Below are 17,348 nucleotides of genomic sequence, written 5' to 3' on the forward strand. Positions count from 1 at the left end.
GCATGAGCTTTCGCCCCCAACCCTTGCCGCCTGCCCGCCTGAACCGCTGCCAGTTGTTCGGCCCCGGATCGCGGGAAAGCCTGTTCGAGAAGATGGCGAAATCCGCAGCCGATGTCGTCAACCTGGACTTGGAAGACTCGGTGGCGCCCGACGACAAGGACCGGGCGCGCCAGAACATCATCCAGGCAATTGGCGACATCGACTGGGGCGACAAGACGCTGTCGGTCCGTATCAACGGACTGGACACGCCCTTCTGGTATCGCGACGTGGTGGACCTGCTGGAACAGGCCGGTGATCGGCTGGACCAGATCATGATCCCCAAGGCCGGGAGCGCCAGCGACATCTATGCTGTCGATGCCTTGGTGACGGCGGTCGAACGCGCCAAGGGGCGAGCCAAGCGCATCAATTTCGAGGTCATCATCGAAAGCGCCGCGGGCATCTGCCATGTCGAGGAGATTGCGGCATCGTCCCCCCGGATGCAGGCGATCAGCCTGGGCGCCGCCGATTTCGCGGCCTCCATGGGGATGGCGACGACCGGCATCGGCGGGACGCAGGAAAATTACTACATGATCCGCGACGGGCAGAAATACTGGCCCGATCCCTGGCATTGGGCGCAAACCGCCATTGTCGCCGCCTGCCGCACCCACGGATTGCTGCCGGTCGATGGCCCGTTCGGCGATTTCAGCGATGCAGATGGTTTCATCGCACAGGCCCGCCGGTCTGCCACGCTGGGCATGGTCGGCAAATGGGCGATCCACCCCAGCCAGGTGGCGCTTGCGAACGAGGTGTTTTCGCCCAGCGACGCCGCCGTGACCGAGGCGCGAGAGATCCTGGCCGCCATGGAAAAGGCCAAGGCCGAGGGCGCGGGCGCCACCGTCTACAAGGGCCGGCTGGTCGACATCGCCTCAATCAAGCAGGCCGAGGTGATCGTGAGGCAGGCCGAGCTGATCGCAGGCTAGGGTCGGCGCAGCTTTCTGAAGGCGGCGGACGCGCCCCAGCCGGCAAAAACCGCCACGGCCAGCGACATCAGGCCGTAAAGAAACGGCTGGTCAAAGGCGAGCCGATAAAGCCAGCGTTCCAGTCCCACCTTGCGCACATTGATGGGCGCCACGAACACGTCGATGACCTGCCCGTCGCGCAGCAGGAAGATGCGGGTCTTGTAGGCCCCCTCGACCAGGTTGGCGGGCAGGCTGACATCGGCGCGGAACAGGGTCTGGTCGATCAGCGACACGCTGCCTTCGTCCAGGCGATACAGCCCCTCGTCTTCGCGGATGCGGATCAGGGCCTCGGTAAAGGGAACGGCGCTTTCGACGGCGATCTGGCCCGCAAAGGCCCGCATGGCATGGGACAGGGATATCCGATACCGGCTGTCCCATTCGGGCAGCAGGATATCGTCCAGGGCGGATGACGTGGCGACCGCATAGAAACCCGGCGCGGCGCCGATCCTGACGGCTTCGGAATTGACCCAGATCCCCGCCTTGCGCTCCTTGCGCCAGACGGTGACGGCACTGGACGGGGCCTCGACCGTGACGATCACCTGCAAGGGCGGGCCGGATGGGATAGGGGCTTCGCGCTTTATCGCGCCATAGATCAGGATGTCCGATCCGTTGAAGCTGGCCGTGATCGCCACGCTGTCGCTGGACAGGCCCGCCACCACACTCTCGGCCGGGGGCGGTTCGGCAACGGGCGTGGCCTGGATGGGCAAGGCATCGGCATTGCCCTGCGGCACCGTTGATTGCGCGCTTGCAGTGCAGGCCAGGACCAGCATCATCAGCGCCGCGATCCGCGTCCGCATCAGCCGATCCCCGGCTGGATGACGTACAGGTCGTCGGGCGTCAGGAACAGGTCAAGCGCCAGCTTGCCGCAAACGGCCAGCACCAGAAGCGCCAGCAGGATCCGCAACTGTTCCGCCCGCAGCCTTGCCCCCAGCGTGGTGCCGAACTGTGCGCCCACGACCCCGCCGATGATCAGCAGCACCGCCAGCATCATGTCCACGGTGTTATAGCTGACCGCGTGCATCAGCGTGGTAAAGGCAGTCACGAACGTGATCTGGAACAGCGACGTGCCAACCACGACCCGGGTCGGCATCCCCAGCAGATAGATCATCGCAGGCACCATGATGAAGCCGCCGCCCACCCCCATGATCGCGGCCAGCACCCCCACGGCCACCCCCACCAGCAGCGGAGGAAAGGCACTGATATACAGGCCCGAGGTGCGGAACTTGATCTTCAGCGGCCACCGGTGGACCCAGTTGTGCTGATGCAGCCGCTTGCGATGGCCGGGCTTGGACGACCGGTGCAGGGCGCGGATGCTTTCCTGCAACATCATGGCGCCAATCAGGCCCAGGAACACGACATAGCACAACTGCACGACCAGATCGACCTGGCCCACCTGCTGCAGCAGGGTAAAGACCCAGACCCCCATCCAGGATCCCACAAGCCCCCCCGCCAGCAGCACGCCGCCCATTCTGAAATCGACGCTCTTGCGCTTCACATGGGCCAGAACGCCCGAAACCGAGGATGCGACGACTTGGTTCGCGCCCGTCGCCACGGCGATGGCGGGCGGGATGCCGATGAAGAACAACAGCGGCGTGATCAGGAAACCCCCGCCCACGCCGAAAAGCCCGCTCATCAGTCCGACAAGTCCGCCAAGCCCGATCAGCGTGAAGGCGTTCACGGATACTTCTGCAATGGGAAGATAAATCTGCATGACCCGCGCGCCGGTTGCGTTGGCAGAAAGGATGCAACGGCCCGGCAGTCCCGTCAAACCGCTTTCGGGCATCGCTGGCCCCTCTGGCGCTTGAAGCGGGCGGGTCGCCCGGCTAAGCAGGAACGAAGACGTGAACTGACGCTGCCGCAGCGTCCAAGAACGGCCGGAAGATGCGCATATTGATCACCAATGACGACGGCATCAACGCACCGGGCCTGGCGGTTCTGGCGGAAATCGCCACAACTCTTGTCGGTCCCTCGGGACAGGTCTGGACGGTGGCCCCGGCATTCGAACAATCGGGCGTCGCCCATTGCATCAGCTATTCCCATCCGACCATGGTCGCGCGCCTGGATGAACGCCGCTATGCGACCGAGGGAAGCCCCGCCGATTGCGTGCTGGCCGCCCTGTGCGACATCATGGCCGATGCGCCGCCGGACCTTGTGCTGTCGGGCGTGAACCGGGGCAACAATTCGGGTGAAAACGCGATGTATTCGGGCACGATCGGCGGCGCGATGGAGGCCGCGTTGCAAGGCCTGCCGGCCATCGCCCTGTCGCAATACCTCGGCCCGCAGACATCGACGCTGGCCGATCCGTTCGAGGGTGCGCGCCAGCACGGCGCGGCGGTCATCCGCCGGCTGCTGGATCATGGCGACTGGACCTCGGACGCGGATTTCCGGCTGTTCTACAACATCAACTTTCCGCCTGTCCCCGCGGCAGGGGTGCGCGGCACCCGCGTTGTCCGCCAGGGACGCAGGCAGGGAACGAATTTCAGCGTCGTGCCCTATACCGCGCCCAACGGCCGCCGCTTCATGTGGGCGGCCGGCGGGGCGCAGAACGCCCCGGCCCAAGCCGGCACCGATGTGGCGGTGAACCTGGACGGCTTTATCTCGGTCACCCCGATGCGCGCCGATCTGACCTGCCATGCCTCGCTGCAAGACATGGCGGATCTGTTCGACGATACCTCGAAGGCAGAGATGCCATGACCGAAGGCCCCGACGGCAACGACGACCCGGCCGAGCGCAAGATGCGCTTTCTGTTCCAGTTGCGGTCGCGCGGTGTGACCGACCCGCGCGTGCTGGCGTCGATGGAAAGGATCGACCGGGGCCTGTTCGTGCGCGGGCAGTTCGCCGACCGGGCCTATGAGGACACTCCCCTGCCCATCCCATGCGGCCAGACGATCAGCCAGCCCTCGGTCGTCGGCCTGATGACGCAGTCGCTGAACCCCGGCGCGCGCGATACCGTGCTGGAGATCGGGACCGGATCGGGATACCAAGCGGCGATCCTGTCGGGTCTGTGTCGCCGCGTTTATACCGTGGACCGCCACCGCCGCCTTGTGACCGAGGCCGAGGCGATCTTTCGCCAGCTCGGCCTGTCGAACATCACCGCGCAGGTGGCCGACGGATCGCGGGGCTTGCCCGATCAGGCGCCCTTTGATCGCATCCTTGTCACCGCCGCAGCCGAGGATCCGCCGGGGCCGCTGTTGGCACAGTTGAAGATCGGCGGTATCATGGTTGTGCCGGTGGGACAGTCCGATGCGGTCCAGACGCTGATCCGCGTGACACGGACAGAAGCCGGCTATGACTATGACGAATTGCGTCAAGTGCGATTTGTGCCGCTGGTCGAAGGGTTGGGACCGACATGACCCGGATCTGCGGCGTGGCAGGTTAAGGACGACGGAAATGAGCAGGACTTTCAGACAAGCCGCCAGCGTCGGGGCGGCTGCCTTGCTTCTGGCTTCGTGCGGGGCGACCGGGTTTGACCCCGACTTGCGCGGCTGGATGCCGGGCGCGTTGACCACTGCTGACGCCGCCGCCCGCGCGGCACCCCGCCCGCAGCCCGATGATCGGGGCGTGATAACATTCCCGACCTATCAGGTCGTCGTGGCCCGCAATGGCGATACCGTTTCGACCGTCGCGTCCCGGCTGGGCATCGATGCCGCGCGGCTGGCACAGCACAATGCCCTGCCCGCCAATGCCCCCTTGGCTGCAGGGCAGACCCTGGTTCTGTCGCAACGCGTGACAGGCGGGGGGGCGGCAGCGGGTGGAGCCGCATCGGGGGCCGTGGCAGACCCCTTTGCGGGCCAGCCTGCCCGGCAGGCGGCACCTGCGGCTGCAAGCGCTCCCAAACCTCCGGCCAGTCCTGCCAATCCGGCGCAGCACGTCGTCGCCTCGGGCGAGACGGCTTGGTCCATCGCGCGCAAATACGACGTCAGCGTGCAGGATCTGGCAACCTGGAACGGGCTTCCCGTGTCGATGACTCTGCGGGTGGGACAGCGGCTGATCGTGCCGGTCGCGGGCCAGAAGGCCCCCGATCCGGCGGTGGTCACGACCGCGCCCGGCACCGGCAGCCCGACTCCGCGCCCGCCGTCCGCCGCGCAGCCCTTGCCTTCGGAAACGACCATTCCTGCCGCCGAACCCGGCCCAAAGGCACCAGCGACCGACCTGGGCGCGACCCGGACCGCAGCGTCCACGGGGGGGCGGTTCCAGATGCCGGTGTCGGGCTCGATCATCCGGGTCTATGAAAAGGGCAAGAACGACGGCATCGACATTTCCGCCACCGCCGGAACAGCCGTCAAGGCAGCGGGCCGCGGCACGGTTGCGGCCGTGACAACGGACACGTCCGGCGCGCCCATCGTCGTGGTTCGCCATGACGGCAATCTGATGACGGTCTATACCGGGCTGGACGCCCTGGATATCGCCAAGGGCGACAGCGTGTCGGCGGGCCAGTCCATCGGCACAGCAGGCCGCGGCGGTTTCGTGCATTTCGAGGTGCGCCAGGGCTTTGACAGCGTGGATCCCGAAAAATACCTGAACTGACCAGACGGAACACCCGACCGTCCCAGACGTTGGCCCGACATGATCAAGGCTAACGGAGGATAGGACATGGATCATTCCGAACATCCCCGGCTGTTGCCGGATGAGATGACCGATGCCGTGCTGACGGGCGCAACCGTTTACGGCCCCGGTGACAGCACGGTCGGCACCGTATCCCATGTGCATGGGTCGGGCAGCAGCGCGCGGGTGGTGATCGACGTGGGCGGGTTCCTGGGCATCGGGTCCAAGCCCGTGCTGGTGCCGGTATCCGATCTGGACGTGATGCGCGACGGCGACGGGGTCGTTCACGCGGTGTCGCGCTGGACCAAGGACGACTTGAAGGCTTTGCCCGAACATCGGGACTGACGCGAAAGGCGGCGGCTTTCCCGCCGCCTTTTCAAACGGTGTCCAGATACAGTTCCACCGTTTCCTCGTCCGAAAGTTCCGCCATGTAGTGCAATTCCTGGCGCTTGGTCATGACAAAGTTCTCGATCAGGTGGGCAGGAAAGATGCGGCGCATTTCAGGGCAGGTATCAAATGCGTCAATCGCCTCGCCCCAGCTTGCGGGAAGCTGGGCCAGGTTCTGGTCATAGGCATTGCCCCGGAACGGCGCAGGCGCCTCCAGCCGGTCCAGGATGCCGTTCAACGCCGCCCCCAGGATCGCGGCCACCGTCAGATAGGGGTTCACGTCGCCCCCCGCCACCCGGTGTTCGATGCGGCGCGCCTTTGGTCCGGATGACGGAATACGGATCGCCGCCGTGCGGTTTTCATACGCCCAGCCAATGCCGGTCGGTGCATGGGCGTTCGGCACCAGCCGGTCATAGCTGTTTTCATGGGGTGCAAACAGCAGCGTCGATCCCGGCATGGCGCGCAGGCAACCCGCAACGGCATGGCGCAGTTGTTCCGTCCCCTCGTCCCGGCCATTGTCGAAGATGTTCTGCCCGTCCCTGTCCAGGATCGAGAAATGCATATGCATCCCGTTGCCCGAAAACGTCTCATAGGGCTTGGCCATGAAGCTGCCCGCGAATCCGTATTGGCGCGCGATGCCCTTGACCAGCATCTTGAAGAACCAGGTGTCATCCGCAGCCTTGAGGGGATCGGCCTGATGCATCAGGTTGATCTCGAACTGGCCTGGCCCGGCTTCGGAAATGGCGGTGTCGGCGGGGATGTCCATGCTTTCGCAGGCATCATACAGCGTGGTGAAGAACTGGTCGAAGGCATCCAGGGCGCGCAGGCTCAGCACTTCGCCCCCCGTGCGGCGCTTGCCAGAGCGCGGGCTGGGGGGGACGCGCAAATGGCGGCCTGAATCGTCGATCAGGAAGAATTCCAGTTCCGTTGCCACGACGGGCGTCAGGCCCGCCTGGGTATAGCGTTCGACCACGCGGGCCAGGGCCTGGCGCGGATCGCCTTCGTAAGGGCGGCCATCGGTATGAAACATCCACAAGGGCAGCAACGCCGTCGGCGCATCCAGCCAGGGCATCGGCAGAAAGCCCCGTTCAGTGGGCAGCAGCAAGCCGTCCGGGTCACCGATCTCGAAGACCAGGGGGCTGTCCTCGACATCCTCGCCCCAGATATCCAGGTTCAGGACGGAATATGGAAACTTGGTTCCTTCATCAAAGACCTTGTGGGCATAGCGCGCAGGGATGCGCTTGCCGCGCGCCACGCCGTTCAGGTCGGCTGCGGCCACGCGGATCGTCTTGACCTCGGGATGTTCTTTCAGCCAGTCCATAACTTCACCGGATCACTTGCGGACGATAACGGATGCGCCCCACGGCACCGGGCAGGTGGCGGTTCAGGCGCCGGTTCACGATGCCGAACAAGCCGATGAGCGCAAGGGTCGATAGGACGAAATAGCCTGCCACAATGGGATAAGCGACAAAGGGGTTGAATGTCTGGCCCGCAAAATAGCTGGCGTAATACAGGCTGTCGCCCCGTTGCTGGAAGGCCGGAAAGCCCGAAAAGAACACCAGCGTGGTGGCATGGAACAGGAAGATCGCCTCGTTCGTGTAGGAAGGCCAGGCCAGCCGCAGCATGGTGGGCCACAGAACGCGGCGGAACCTTGTCCAGCCCGTCATACCGTAAGCCTCGGCGGCCTCGATATCGCCCTTGGGCACTGCCATCAGCGCGCCGTGGAAAATCTGCGCGGAATAGGCGGCGGTGTTCAGCGTCAGCACGATCAACGCACCGGCCCAGGCTTTCGCAAGCCAGCTTGTCGCCACCGTCATGCCGAAGATTTCGATGCCCGCGCGGGGCAGCAGCACCAAAGCCTCGTAGGCCAGGAAGAACTGGATGAACAACGGGCTGCCCCGGAACAGGAAGATGAAGGCGTCGGCAGGCTTGCGCAGGAAGGGGTTCGTGCTGGTCTTGGCAAGGGCAAGGGCAGTTGCCAGGAAGAACCCGAACAACAGCGCGAAAAAGGCGAAATACAGGTTCCAGATCAGGCCCGACCCGATCAGCGTCACCTGCTGGCACAACGTGAAATCGCTGCGCGGCAGCAGCCGTTCTCCAATGCCCAGCGACCGCAGGCCATAGTCGATGATCGTCTGCGCGCAGGTCATGCCACGCCTGCCTTGCGCTGCGCCTCGCCGGCCATGGTCGCCTGGCCCGCGGACAGGCGCCGGATCACCCGGTCCAACACGCGTTCTGACACCCAGGTCATCAGCAGATAGAAGACCAGCACCGCGATGAAGTAATACAGCCGCCAATCGGGATGGGGATAGGCAAAGGACCGTGTCTTGGCACTGCCCAGTTCCCGCGCCCAATAGACGATATCCTCGATTCCCAGCAGGAACAGCAGGGGCGTGGCCTTGATCAGGATCATCCACAGGTTCGACAGCCCCGGCAGGGCATAGGTCCACATCTGCGGCACCAGGATCCGGCGCGACACCTGGCGCGGGGTCATGCCATAAGCCTCGGCCGTTTCCAGTTGCGCGCGCGGAACCGCCTGCATCGCGCCATAAAGGACATTCGCCGCGAAGGCCCCAAAGACCACCGAAAAGGCGATCACGGCCAGCGACATGGCATAGATGTCGTGGACCCATTCCGGGCTGGTTGACAAAGGCAGCTTGGCCGCCGCGCAGACAACGAAATCATTGCCCTGCCGCACCGGGGCGTCACTGTCGCACAGCGCCTTGTGGCGCAGCCATTCCAGCCCCTGGTCAAGCGCAATGGGCACGAACAGGAAGAAGACGATATCCGGCACACCCCGCACCATCGAGGTATAGATCTTGCCCAGCCAGCGCAGCGGCAAGATCCGCGACCGCGACGCCATTGCCCCGCCATATCCGAACAGCAGCGCAATGGGGGCAGTGATCGCCAGAAGCAGCAGCACCACAAGGAAGCTGGCATAGAACAGCATATGCGTGCCGGTCGTCAGATAGCACGACAACCACGCAAAACCGTCCAGCACCGAAGGGTCGCTGCAATAGGAAAACATTCGCCTGTCCCGTTGGCCGCCGCAGGTGAACCCCGCGGCGGCATCAGATCATTCGTAAGTCTGCGCGTCGTCGCCGAAGTGCTTCTTGATCAGCGCGTTCAGGCTGCCATCTTCCTTCATCGCGGTAATGGCCGCATCCAGCTTCTCGCGCAATTCGGTATCGGACTGGCGCAGGCCCACGCCGATGCCTTCGTCCAGGTTCACCTGCTCGCCCACGAAGACCAGATCGTTGCTGTCCTCGACAAAGGGACGCATGACCTCGTGGTCACCAAAGCCCGCATCGGCCTCGCCATTGCGGATGGCGGCAAGAACCTGGTCGATGTTGGGAAATTCCAGCATCGTCGCGCCGGTTTCGGCGACATGGGACGCCTGCACGGTGCCGGTCTGCACGGCAACCACGCCGCTATCCAGATCCACGCCATCCTGCAGCGCGACATAGGACGAAGGCGCGGGCGGCAGGTAATCCTGGGTAAAGGCGATGACCGCCTTGCGTTCCTCGTTGATGCTCATCGCGGCCATGATGGTGTCATAGTTCGACGACACCAGGTTCGGGATGATCGAGTCCCAGTCGTTCTTGACCCAGGTGCAGTCCAGTTCGGCCCGCTTGCACAGTTCGTCGCCCAGTTCGCGTTCGAAGCCCGCGACCTCGCCCGCCTCGTTGATGAAGTTATAGGGGGGGTATGCGCCCTCGGTCCCCATGCGGACGGTCTGGGCCATCCCCAACCCGGCGGTCAAGGCCAGGGCGGTCGCGGCAAGCAGCAGTTTCTTCATTCTCAAACACTCCTGTTGGTCGTCTTGTTCAATGCGCAAGCGAGGCGCTGAGGAATTGGCGCAGCCGGTCGGTTCTCGGCGCGCCGAAAAGCTGGTCGGGCGGGCCTTCCTCGGCGATCAGGCCCTGGTGCAGAAAGACCACATGATCGCTGACATCGGCCGCCAGGCGCATATCATGCGTCACGATGATCATGGTGCGGCTTTCTCCCGCCAGATCCTTGATGACGCGCACGACTTCCTGCTGCAACTCGGGATCGAGGGCGCTTGTCGGTTCGTCGAACAACAAGGCCTTGGGCTGCATGCACAAGGCGCGCGCGATGGCGGCGCGCTGCTGCTGGCCGCCCGACAGTTGCGCGGGCCAGGCTTCGGCCTTGTCGCCGATGCCCACCTTGTCCAGCAGCATCCGGGCGCGGGCCTCGACTTCTGCACGGTCTTCGCGCAAAACGGTCACAGGCGCCTCCATGACGTTTTGCAGGATCGTCATGTGGGACCACAGGTTGAACTGCTGGAAGACCATCGACAGGTTGGTGCGAAACCGCATCACCTGCGCGCGGTCGGCGGGCACGCGGGCCATGCCCTGTCCTTTCCACCGCACGGCTTCGCCTTCAAAGCTGATCTCGCCCGCCTGGCTGTTTTCCAGCAGGTTGCAACAGCGCAGCAGGGTGGATTTGCCCGAACCCGACGACCCGATCAGGCTGACCACATGGCCGCGCGGCGCGGACATGGACACGCCCTTGAGCACCTCGACCGATCCATAGGCCTTGTGCAGCCCCTGGATCTGGATCACGGGGGCGGCGTCCTTGGGTGCGGCTTTATCGTTCATCATCGGCGCATTGGGCGATAATCCCGGCGCTTTTGCAACGGGGTCTGCGGGGCAACCTGACGATAAACGCAGGTTGCCGCTACGTCAGACGATTTCGACCGAATATTTCTCGATAACGGTATTGGCCAGCAGGCCTTCGCACATCCGCGCAACCTCGGTCCGGGCGGCGTCGGCATCGGTCGCATCCAGGTCCAGCTCGATCAGCTTGCCCTGGCGCACGCCCGAGACGCCCCGATGGCCCAGCCCGCCAAGCGCGTGGCGGATCGCCTCGCCTTGCGGATCAAGGACGCCATCCTTCAGCATGATCGTGACGCGGGCTTTCATCGTGGCAGTCCTTCTTAGTTGATCGTGGCCGACTTCAGGCTGGTCGTGTTGGCGGGCATCAGGCCCAGGCGCCGCGCAACCTCGGTATAGGCGTCGGTCAGGTTGCCCAGGTCGCGGCGGAACACGTCCTTGTCCAGCTTCTGGCCGGTCTTCATGTCCCACAAACGGCAGCTGTCGGGGCTGATCTCGTCGGCGACGATCAGGCGCATGAAGTCGTTGTCCCACACGCGGCCGATCTCGATCTTGAAGTCGATCAGCTTGATCCCGACGCCATAGAAGACTCCAGACAGGAAGTCGTTCACCCGCAGCGCCAGCGACACGATGTCGTCCAGATCCTGCTGGGTCGCCCAGCCAAAGGCGATGATGTATTCCTCGGACACCATCGGGTCGCCCAACTCGTCGTTCTTGAAGCTGTATTCGACGATGGGACGGGGCAGCAGCGTGCCTTCCTCAAGCCCAAGGCGCTTGGAAATGGATCCTGCGGCGAAATTGCGCACGATCACTTCCAGCGGCACGATTTCGACCTGGCGGATCAGCTGTTCGCGCATATTGATGCGACGGATGAAATGGTTGGGGACGCCGATATTCGTCAAACCGTTCATGAAGAATTCGGACAGGCGGTTGTTCAGGACGCCCTTGCCCTCGATCACGGCCTTTTTCTGCGCGTTGAAAGCGGTGGCGTCATCCTTGAAGTATTGGACCAGCGTGCCGGGCTCGGTGCCTTCGTACAGGATCTTCGCCTTGCCTTCGTAAACTTTCTTCCGGCGCGGTGCCATGGCGGCGTCCTTTCGCATGTCCCTTATCCCAAGCGCCTTACCCCACAAGCGGCACCGGGGGCAATACAAGGCTTGCAAGCGCCCGTGGGCGGGCTAAGATCCGGGCAAATGGACTGGAGACTGCAATGACCACCTTTGACGACCGCGAACGCGGTTACGAGGCGAAATTCGCGCATGACGCCGATCTGCGCTTTCGGGCCGAGGCCCGCCGGAACCGCCTGCTGGGCGAATGGGCGGCAGGGCTTCTGGGCAAGACGGGCGACGATGCCCGGACCTATGCAATGGCGGTGGTGACATCGGATTTCAGCGAGCCGGGCGACGAGGACGTGTTCCGCAAGCTGGAGGCCGATCTGGCCGGGCTGGCCGATGCAGCGACGATCCGCGCCAAGATGGCCGAACTGGTGCACCCGGCTCGCCTCCAGGTGCTTGAAGAAAAGGAATAGGCTCCGGGCTCGGGCGCGGGGCGATGCGATCCTTCAGGTCGCTGCGGCCTCGGCCCGATGGTAACGGCGCGCCATGGTCAGCCCCCGCGCGGCGTTCAGGATCATCAGCGCCAGCCACAGCCCGTGATTGCCCATTGCCGGCGGCAGGACGATCACCGCTGCCCCAAACAGCGCGACCGACTGGATCATGGCGACGCGCATTTCCCGGGTCAGGGTCGCGCCGATGAAGATCCCGTCCAGCATCCAGCTTGCCACCCCGATCAGCGGCGCCAAGCCCAGCCAGGGCAGATAGGCGCGCGCCTCGGTGCGGACCGCGGGGGATGTCGTCAGCAGGTCGATGATGGTGCCGCCCCCGAACCAGAAGACCGCCGCCAGGACCACCGCCCCGGCCACGCCCCACCGCGATGTCAGGATCGCGGCGCGGCGCACCCTGTCGGACCGGCGCGCCCCCACCGCCTGGCCCACCAGGCTTTCGGCGGCAAACGCAAAGCCGTCCAAGGCATAGGCCGTGATCGACAGGAATTGCAGCAGCACCTGGTTGGCGGCCAGGGTCACGTCGCCCTGCCCCGCACCCAGAAAGACAAAGCTGGTAAAGCTGGCTTGCAGCAGCACCGACCGGATCATGATGTCGCCATTGACCCGCACCAGTCGCGCCAGCTTGTTGCGCCCGAACAGATGCGCCGCCCGAAATCCGTCCCGCACGGCCCGCCGCGTCATCCACAAGCCCAGCAGGAATCCCCCGTATTCGGCAATCAGCGTGGCCGCAGCCACGCCTGGCACGCCCAGGTCCAGCCCCAGGACGAACCAGACTGACAGGACGACATTCGCCCCGTTCTGCACCAGCTGCAGCAGCAGGACCAACCGCGCGCGTTCAACTGCGATCAGCCAACCGGTAATGGCATATAGGGCAATGGTGGCGGGCGCCCCCCAGATGCGGATTGCCAGGTATTCCCCCGCGAGCCTTTCAACCGCAGCCGAAGCCGGGGCGATGCGGAAAGCCGCCGCAAAGATGCTGCCCTGCAGCAGGATCATGGCAAGCCCCGCCGCTCCGGCAATGGCCAGGGCGCGCAACAGATGTGCCCCCGCCTCGGACCCGTCGCCCGCGCCATGGCTTTGGGCCACAAGGCCCGACGTGCCCATGCGGAGGAACCCGAAGATCCAGTAGATCGAGGTCAGGATCACCGCGCCGATGGCAACGGCGCCGATCGCCTCGGGTCGGCCCAACTGGCCGATCACGCCGGTATCGACCAGCCCCAGCAGCGGCACCGTCGCGTTCGACAACACGATGGGCAGGGCAATCGACAGCACCCGCCGGTTGGTCAGCCTGTCCATCCCGGGCCGCTTATCCCTGCGGCATCAGGAAATGCCCGGTTGCCTGCGCCATAAGGCGGGTCCGGTTGTCCTGCCATGCCTCGACCCGGACGCTTGCATAACGCCGTCCCGACCGCACCACCCGCGCGCGGGCATAGGCGTCGCGCGGCAGCCCGCTGCGCAGGTAATCCACGGTAAAGTCGATGGTCTTGGGCAGGCGCGGCACGCTGGTGGCCATCGCGGCGTCAGGAACGGTGCGGCCCGATTCCATATCCTCCCACATAGCGGTCCAGGCCAGCTCGATGATCGCCGTGGTTTCCAGGAACGCCGCGGTGACCCCGCCATGGATCGCGGGCAGCAACGGGTTGCCGATCAGCTTCCGGTCGTAAGGCAGGATCGCTGTCAGTTCATCCCCGCGCCTGTCAAAGCGGATACCCAGCCAGGCCAGATAGGGCACCCCGCCCACCAGGGCCGCCAGCGCCGAATCGCGGCGCGACTTGATCTGGTCCAGGGGTTCGCGTCGGTCGATCATCGCTTACCTTTCCACCGTAAAGGCGCCGGTCGCGGCCGCAACCGGGTTGTCGCCGCTTTCGTCCAGGGCAACGGCGCGAACAAAGGCCACGGTTCGCGTGATGTGATAGCATTCGGCCCGCGCCGTGATCCGCTGTCCCTTGGTGGCCGAGCGCATATAGTCGATGCGCAGGTCGATCGTCGCGGTGGACCCCGGACCCGACGGATGGGCCATCACGGCCGCCCCGCAGCAGGTATCCATCAGCGCCGACACCACCCCGCCATGCACCACCCCGCTGCGTGGATCGCCCACCAGATGTTCGGCCCAGGGCATACTGATGGTGGCCGTTCCGGCACCAAGCGCATCGACCTGCATCCCCAAGGCGCGGGCATGGGGGATCGCCTCGATGAACTGTTGCGCGATTCGGGTCTGGTCCGTGTCCGTCATGCCTTGGTCCTGTCCATCGCCGCCCCCTGCTTGCAGCCGACACGCTATCCGCGACTGGGCCGCACGCTCAACCCTTTCCCGATGTTCGCACCGGTTGAGAAGCGCGTGCCAACCCGTTAGCCTTGCCCCAGATGCTGACGGAAGGGGGGCGGATGCCGGGCGATCAGACAATCAGCTTCAAGGATATGTGCACACGCTTCGACGTGACGCCCCGAACGCTGCGCTATTACGAATATATCGAACTGCTGAACCCCCGGAAGGAAGGACGGTCCCGGTTCTATGGACCCCGGGAAATCGCCCGCATGACCTTGATCCTGCGCGGCCGCCGCTTCGGATTTTCCCTGGAGGATATCCGGCAATGGCTGCTGATCTATGAACAAAAGGGATCGCGTGAACAGTACCAGGTCTGGCTGGATCTGGCGGACCGGCAGTTGAAGGTCTTGGACGAACAGATCACCGATCTGACTGCAGCCCGGGCCGATCTGGAAGCCCTGCGCGATACCGCCGCCCAAGACCTGAGCAAGATGGGTTGACCCTGCGTCACGGTTGGCCTTGACTTCACCTGTGACGCGGCGTCTTGCTTACGTTCGCGTCAACTTGCCCCTATAGTGTGGTCAAGGACGGCAGACGGTGAATGAGGAGGAACCGCGATCCATGTCCGATGAGATGATGACGATTCGCCAGATGTGCGATGCGTTCGATGTCACCCCCCGCACGCTGCGTTTCTATGAGGCGCGCGAGCTGATCTTTCCCGAACGTCGCGGGCAGCATCGCCTGTATGACCGCCGGGACCGGGCGCGGCTGACATTGATCCTGCGCGGCAAGCGGTTCGGCTTCAGCCTCGAGGAAATCCGCCAGTTGCTTGAACTGTATGAACCCGGCGGCACGAACAAGGCGCAGATCGCCGCGACCATTTCGGTCGGGCGCCAACGCCTTGGCGACATGGAACGTCAATATGCTGAACTGAGCGAGGCGATCGTCGAACTCAAGACCCAGCTTTCCGATGCAGAAACCCGACTTGCCGCCGCGTCCAACGACACGACCACAGGGTAGAGCCATGACGATTTACATCCCGCCTGTCACCGACATGCAGTTTGCGCTGCATGACGTGCTGAAGCTGTCGCAATCCGGCCTGCCGGGGCACGAGGATCTGGACCGCGACTTCACCGAAGCGGTGCTGGACGCCGCAGGCAAGCTGGCGGCCGAGGTTCTGGCACCGCTGAACGCCGTTGGCGACCGGCAGGGATGCCGCCTGGAAAACGGCGTGGTGCGCACGCCCGACGGGTTCGACCGGGCTTTCCAGGCCATGAAGGAAGGCGGCTGGACCGCGCTCGACTGCGACCCCGATTATGGCGGGCAGGGAATGCCCTATGTGATGGGTGTCGCCACGGGCGAGATGTTCGTGTCGGCGAACATGGCCTTCAACATGTACCAGGGCCTGACCCACGGCGCCTATTCCGCCATCCATGCCCATGGGACCGATGACCAGAAGCAGACCTATCTGCCGAAAATGGTCAGCTGCGACTGGACCGGCACCATGAACCTGACGGAACCGCATTGCGGCACCGACCTGGGCTTGCTGCGCACCAGGGCCGAACCCCAGGACGACGGCAGCTATCTGATCACCGGGCAAAAGATCTTCATCTCGGCCGGCGATCACGATCTTGCGGAAAACGTCATCCATCTGGTCCTGGCCAAGGCACCCGGCGGGGGCGAAGGCACAAAGGGCATCAGCCTGTTCATCGTGCCGAAGTTCCTTGTGAATGCCGACGGATCCCTGGGCGAGCGCAACGGCGTGTCCGTGGGCGCCCTGGAAGAAAAGATGGGCATCCACGGCAATGCTACCTGCGTGATGAACTTCGACGGCGCAAAGGGCTGGCTGCTGGGCGATTTGCACAAGGGGATGCGGGCCATGTTCACCATGATGAACGAGGCGCGCCTGGGCGTGGGCCTGCAGGGCTATGCCTGCGCGGTGCCCGCCTATCAGAACGCGGTTGCCTATGCCAAGGACCGCCTGCAGGGCCGCGCCGTGACGGGCGCGCAGAATGCCGCCGGGGCGGCAGATCCGCTGATCGTCCATCCCGACATCCGCCGCAGCCTGATGGACCAGAAGTCGTTCCTGGAAGGCGCGCGGATGCTCGCGCTTTGGGGCGCCCATCTGATCGACAAGGGTCACAATGGCGATGCGGATGCCGAGGGTCTGGTGTCGCTGCTGACCCCCGTCATCAAGGGATTTCTGACCGACAAGGGATTCGAGACGGCAGTGCTGGCCCAGCAGGTCTTCGGAGGCCACGGCTATATCGAGGAATGGGGCATGAGCCAGTTCGTCCGCGATGCCCGGATCACCATGATCTATGAAGGCGCGAACGGCGTACAGGCCCTGGACTTGGTGGGCCGCAAGCTGGCCCAGGACGGAGGCAAGCACGTGATGGCCTTCTTCGAGATGGTCAAGGCCTTCTGCAAGCAGCATGGCGACAGCGCCATCGCGGACGACTTCATCGCGCCGCTGAAGGCCGCGTCCAAGGATCTGCAGACCGCCGCCATGTTCTTCATGGAACGGGGCATGAAGAACCCCAACGACGCGCTGTCGGGCAGCTATGACTTCATGCACCTGTTCGGTCATGTCGCGCTTGGCTTCATGTGGGCGCAGATGGCGGTCGCGGCGCAAGCGGCCCTAGATGCGGGTGATCGGGATGCGGCGTTCCTGAAGACCAAGCTGGCGACCGGGCGATACTACATGAAGCGGCAGTTGCCGATGACCGCGACGCATCTGGCGCGCATCCAGTCGGGCGCCGCGCCGGTGATGGAACTGGAGGCGGAGGCGTTCTGATACCCTATCGTGACTCTGGCTTCACGAGCCGGAGCCTCCGGCGGGGATATTTAAGTCAAGAAGAAGCGGCATTTCCGGCCCGCGCTCGGCCAAAGGCATCAGACTCGCAGGCCGGAAACGTCTCCTTCAGCGGTCATCGGCTTCCCAGCCTGTA

At 64.4% G+C, this 17,348-nt stretch carries 21 protein-coding genes; 9 read left to right on the forward strand and 12 right to left on the reverse strand.

What is annotated here, in order from left to right:
- Positions 1-2 precede the first annotated feature (2 nt).
- A complete protein-coding gene (locus LZ585_RS07785; protein ID WP_234853051.1) occupies positions 3-959 on the forward strand; it encodes an L-malyl-CoA/beta-methylmalyl-CoA lyase in 957 nt (318 codons plus the stop codon).
- Here LZ585_RS07785 and LZ585_RS07790 read toward each other — a convergent pair.
- Positions 956-1,795: a TIGR02186 family protein gene (locus LZ585_RS07790; protein WP_234853052.1), complete on the reverse strand. Its 840-nt coding sequence runs from the start codon at positions 1,793-1,795 to the stop codon at positions 956-958. The genes LZ585_RS07785 and LZ585_RS07790 overlap by 4 nt on opposite strands.
- Complete coding sequence (locus tag LZ585_RS07795; protein WP_234853053.1) at positions 1,795-2,709, reverse strand: sulfite exporter TauE/SafE family protein; 915 nt, start codon at positions 2,707-2,709, stop codon at positions 1,795-1,797. Before LZ585_RS07795 ends, LZ585_RS07790 begins: the two co-directional genes overlap by 1 nt.
- A gap of 170 nt (positions 2,710-2,879) precedes the next feature.
- Between LZ585_RS07795 and surE the strand changes: the two genes are divergently transcribed.
- From surE to LZ585_RS07815, 4 genes are all read left to right on the forward strand, one after another.
- On the forward strand, positions 2,880-3,692 hold the full coding sequence (gene surE / locus LZ585_RS07800; protein WP_234853054.1) for a 5'/3'-nucleotidase SurE: 813 nt from the start codon (positions 2,880-2,882) through the stop codon (positions 3,690-3,692).
- Positions 3,689-4,351 (forward strand): protein-L-isoaspartate(D-aspartate) O-methyltransferase, encoded by a 663-nt coding sequence (locus tag LZ585_RS07805; protein ID WP_234853055.1) that lies wholly within the window; start codon positions 3,689-3,691, stop codon positions 4,349-4,351. The genes surE and LZ585_RS07805 overlap by 4 nt, the downstream gene beginning before the upstream one ends.
- 37 nt (positions 4,352-4,388) lie before the next feature.
- Positions 4,389-5,525 carry a M23 family metallopeptidase gene (locus tag LZ585_RS07810; protein ID WP_234853056.1) on the forward strand — a complete coding sequence of 379 codons (1,137 nt, stop codon included), beginning with the start codon at positions 4,389-4,391 and terminating at the stop codon, positions 5,523-5,525.
- A gap of 66 nt (positions 5,526-5,591) precedes the next feature.
- Positions 5,592-5,888: a PRC-barrel domain-containing protein gene (locus LZ585_RS07815; RefSeq protein WP_234853057.1), complete on the forward strand. Its 297-nt coding sequence runs from the start codon at positions 5,592-5,594 to the stop codon at positions 5,886-5,888.
- Between the two features lie 31 nt (positions 5,889-5,919).
- On the opposite strand, the gene LZ585_RS07820 is transcribed toward LZ585_RS07815, so the two are convergent.
- The 7 genes from LZ585_RS07820 to purC all read right to left on the reverse strand — a co-directional run bounded on the left by LZ585_RS07820 (position 5,920) and on the right by purC (position 11,652).
- Positions 5,920-7,251 carry a glutamine synthetase family protein gene (locus tag LZ585_RS07820; protein ID WP_234853058.1) on the reverse strand — a complete coding sequence of 444 codons (1,332 nt, stop codon included), beginning with the start codon at positions 7,249-7,251 and terminating at the stop codon, positions 5,920-5,922.
- 4 nt (positions 7,252-7,255) lie between these two features.
- Entirely contained in the window at positions 7,256-8,080 is an 825-nt protein-coding gene (locus tag LZ585_RS07825; protein ID WP_234853059.1) for an ABC transporter permease, read from the reverse strand.
- On the reverse strand, positions 8,077-8,958 hold the full coding sequence (locus LZ585_RS07830; protein WP_234853060.1) for an ABC transporter permease: 882 nt from the start codon (positions 8,956-8,958) through the stop codon (positions 8,077-8,079). Before LZ585_RS07830 ends, LZ585_RS07825 begins: the two co-directional genes overlap by 4 nt.
- 48 nt (positions 8,959-9,006) lie before the next feature.
- A complete protein-coding gene (locus tag LZ585_RS07835; protein ID WP_234853061.1) occupies positions 9,007-9,729 on the reverse strand; it encodes a transporter substrate-binding domain-containing protein in 723 nt (240 codons plus the stop codon).
- Positions 9,730-9,757: 28 nt separating this feature from the next.
- The gene (locus LZ585_RS07840) at positions 9,758-10,555 is read right to left on the reverse strand and encodes an ABC transporter ATP-binding protein (protein WP_390625057.1); all 798 of its coding nucleotides are present in this window, start codon (positions 10,553-10,555) and stop codon (positions 9,758-9,760) included.
- A gap of 81 nt (positions 10,556-10,636) precedes the next feature.
- On the reverse strand, positions 10,637-10,876 hold the full coding sequence (gene purS / locus LZ585_RS07845) for a phosphoribosylformylglycinamidine synthase subunit PurS (protein ID WP_234853062.1): 240 nt from the start codon (positions 10,874-10,876) through the stop codon (positions 10,637-10,639).
- A gap of 14 nt (positions 10,877-10,890) precedes the next feature.
- Positions 10,891-11,652, reverse strand: a complete 762-nt coding sequence (purC, locus tag LZ585_RS07850) for a phosphoribosylaminoimidazolesuccinocarboxamide synthase (RefSeq protein ID WP_234853063.1) — start codon at positions 11,650-11,652, stop codon at positions 10,891-10,893.
- A 125-nt stretch (positions 11,653-11,777) separates the two neighbouring features.
- Here purC and LZ585_RS07855 point away from each other — a divergent pair, with 125 nt between their 5' ends.
- Positions 11,778-12,095 (forward strand): DUF1476 domain-containing protein, encoded by a 318-nt coding sequence (locus LZ585_RS07855; RefSeq protein ID WP_234853064.1) that lies wholly within the window; start codon positions 11,778-11,780, stop codon positions 12,093-12,095.
- A gap of 33 nt (positions 12,096-12,128) precedes the next feature.
- Here the strand turns inward: LZ585_RS07855 and LZ585_RS07860 are convergent, their stop codons facing one another.
- Genes LZ585_RS07860 through LZ585_RS07870 form a run of 3 tightly spaced genes read right to left on the reverse strand, consistent with a single transcriptional unit; the run spans position 12,129 to position 14,364 of the window.
- Positions 12,129-13,427 carry an MATE family efflux transporter gene (locus LZ585_RS07860; protein ID WP_234853065.1) on the reverse strand — a complete coding sequence of 433 codons (1,299 nt, stop codon included), beginning with the start codon at positions 13,425-13,427 and terminating at the stop codon, positions 12,129-12,131.
- A 10-nt stretch (positions 13,428-13,437) separates the two neighbouring features.
- Positions 13,438-13,938, reverse strand: a complete 501-nt coding sequence (locus LZ585_RS07865; protein ID WP_234853066.1) for a PaaI family thioesterase — start codon at positions 13,936-13,938, stop codon at positions 13,438-13,440.
- A gap of 3 nt (positions 13,939-13,941) precedes the next feature.
- Positions 13,942-14,364, reverse strand: coding sequence for a PaaI family thioesterase (locus tag LZ585_RS07870; RefSeq protein WP_234853067.1), 423 nt, complete (start codon positions 14,362-14,364; stop codon positions 13,942-13,944).
- Between the two features lie 152 nt (positions 14,365-14,516).
- Here LZ585_RS07870 and LZ585_RS07875 point away from each other — a divergent pair, with 152 nt between their 5' ends.
- From LZ585_RS07875 to LZ585_RS07885, 3 genes are all read left to right on the forward strand, one after another.
- Positions 14,517-14,897: a MerR family transcriptional regulator gene (locus LZ585_RS07875; protein ID WP_234853068.1), complete on the forward strand. Its 381-nt coding sequence runs from the start codon at positions 14,517-14,519 to the stop codon at positions 14,895-14,897.
- 121 nt (positions 14,898-15,018) lie between these two features.
- Positions 15,019-15,417 carry a MerR family transcriptional regulator gene (locus LZ585_RS07880; RefSeq protein WP_234853069.1) on the forward strand — a complete coding sequence of 133 codons (399 nt, stop codon included), beginning with the start codon at positions 15,019-15,021 and terminating at the stop codon, positions 15,415-15,417.
- Between the two features lie 4 nt (positions 15,418-15,421).
- Positions 15,422-17,194, forward strand: a complete 1,773-nt coding sequence (locus LZ585_RS07885; RefSeq protein ID WP_234853070.1) for an acyl-CoA dehydrogenase C-terminal domain-containing protein — start codon at positions 15,422-15,424, stop codon at positions 17,192-17,194.
- Positions 17,195-17,348 lie beyond the last annotated feature (154 nt).

Origin of the sequence: Paracoccus everestensis (assembly GCF_021491915.1) — a bacterium.
Classification (GTDB): Bacteria; Pseudomonadota; Alphaproteobacteria; order Rhodobacterales; family Rhodobacteraceae; genus Paracoccus; species Paracoccus everestensis.

What these genes read in the sequence shown, in the direction of transcription:
- LZ585_RS07785 (WP_234853051.1), top strand. Translation starts at nt 3, where the DNA reads ATGAGCTTTCGCCCCCAACCCTTGCCGCCTGCCCGCCTGAACCGCTGC.
- LZ585_RS07790 (WP_234853052.1), bottom strand. Translation starts at nt 1,795, where the DNA reads ATGCGGACGCGGATCGCGGCGCTGATGATGCTGGTCCTGGCCTGCACT.
- LZ585_RS07795 (WP_234853053.1), bottom strand. Translation starts at nt 2,709, where the DNA reads ATGCAGATTTATCTTCCCATTGCAGAAGTATCCGTGAACGCCTTCACG.
- surE (WP_234853054.1), top strand. Translation starts at nt 2,880, where the DNA reads ATGCGCATATTGATCACCAATGACGACGGCATCAACGCACCGGGCCTG.
- LZ585_RS07805 (WP_234853055.1), top strand. Translation starts at nt 3,689, where the DNA reads ATGACCGAAGGCCCCGACGGCAACGACGACCCGGCCGAGCGCAAGATG.
- LZ585_RS07810 (WP_234853056.1), top strand. Translation starts at nt 4,389, where the DNA reads ATGAGCAGGACTTTCAGACAAGCCGCCAGCGTCGGGGCGGCTGCCTTG.
- LZ585_RS07815 (WP_234853057.1), top strand. Translation starts at nt 5,592, where the DNA reads ATGGATCATTCCGAACATCCCCGGCTGTTGCCGGATGAGATGACCGAT.
- LZ585_RS07820 (WP_234853058.1), bottom strand. Translation starts at nt 7,251, where the DNA reads ATGGACTGGCTGAAAGAACATCCCGAGGTCAAGACGATCCGCGTGGCC.
- LZ585_RS07825 (WP_234853059.1), bottom strand. Translation starts at nt 8,080, where the DNA reads ATGACCTGCGCGCAGACGATCATCGACTATGGCCTGCGGTCGCTGGGC.
- LZ585_RS07830 (WP_234853060.1), bottom strand. Translation starts at nt 8,958, where the DNA reads ATGTTTTCCTATTGCAGCGACCCTTCGGTGCTGGACGGTTTTGCGTGG.
- LZ585_RS07835 (WP_234853061.1), bottom strand. Translation starts at nt 9,729, where the DNA reads ATGAAGAAACTGCTGCTTGCCGCGACCGCCCTGGCCTTGACCGCCGGG.
- LZ585_RS07840 (WP_390625057.1), bottom strand. Translation starts at nt 10,555, where the DNA reads ATGATGAACGATAAAGCCGCACCCAAGGACGCCGCCCCCGTGATCCAG.
- purS (WP_234853062.1), bottom strand. Translation starts at nt 10,876, where the DNA reads ATGAAAGCCCGCGTCACGATCATGCTGAAGGATGGCGTCCTTGATCCG.
- purC (WP_234853063.1), bottom strand. Translation starts at nt 11,652, where the DNA reads ATGGCACCGCGCCGGAAGAAAGTTTACGAAGGCAAGGCGAAGATCCTG.
- LZ585_RS07855 (WP_234853064.1), top strand. Translation starts at nt 11,778, where the DNA reads ATGACCACCTTTGACGACCGCGAACGCGGTTACGAGGCGAAATTCGCG.
- LZ585_RS07860 (WP_234853065.1), bottom strand. Translation starts at nt 13,427, where the DNA reads ATGGACAGGCTGACCAACCGGCGGGTGCTGTCGATTGCCCTGCCCATC.
- LZ585_RS07865 (WP_234853066.1), bottom strand. Translation starts at nt 13,938, where the DNA reads ATGATCGACCGACGCGAACCCCTGGACCAGATCAAGTCGCGCCGCGAT.
- LZ585_RS07870 (WP_234853067.1), bottom strand. Translation starts at nt 14,364, where the DNA reads ATGACGGACACGGACCAGACCCGAATCGCGCAACAGTTCATCGAGGCG.
- LZ585_RS07875 (WP_234853068.1), top strand. Translation starts at nt 14,517, where the DNA reads ATGCCGGGCGATCAGACAATCAGCTTCAAGGATATGTGCACACGCTTC.
- LZ585_RS07880 (WP_234853069.1), top strand. Translation starts at nt 15,019, where the DNA reads ATGTCCGATGAGATGATGACGATTCGCCAGATGTGCGATGCGTTCGAT.
- LZ585_RS07885 (WP_234853070.1), top strand. Translation starts at nt 15,422, where the DNA reads ATGACGATTTACATCCCGCCTGTCACCGACATGCAGTTTGCGCTGCAT.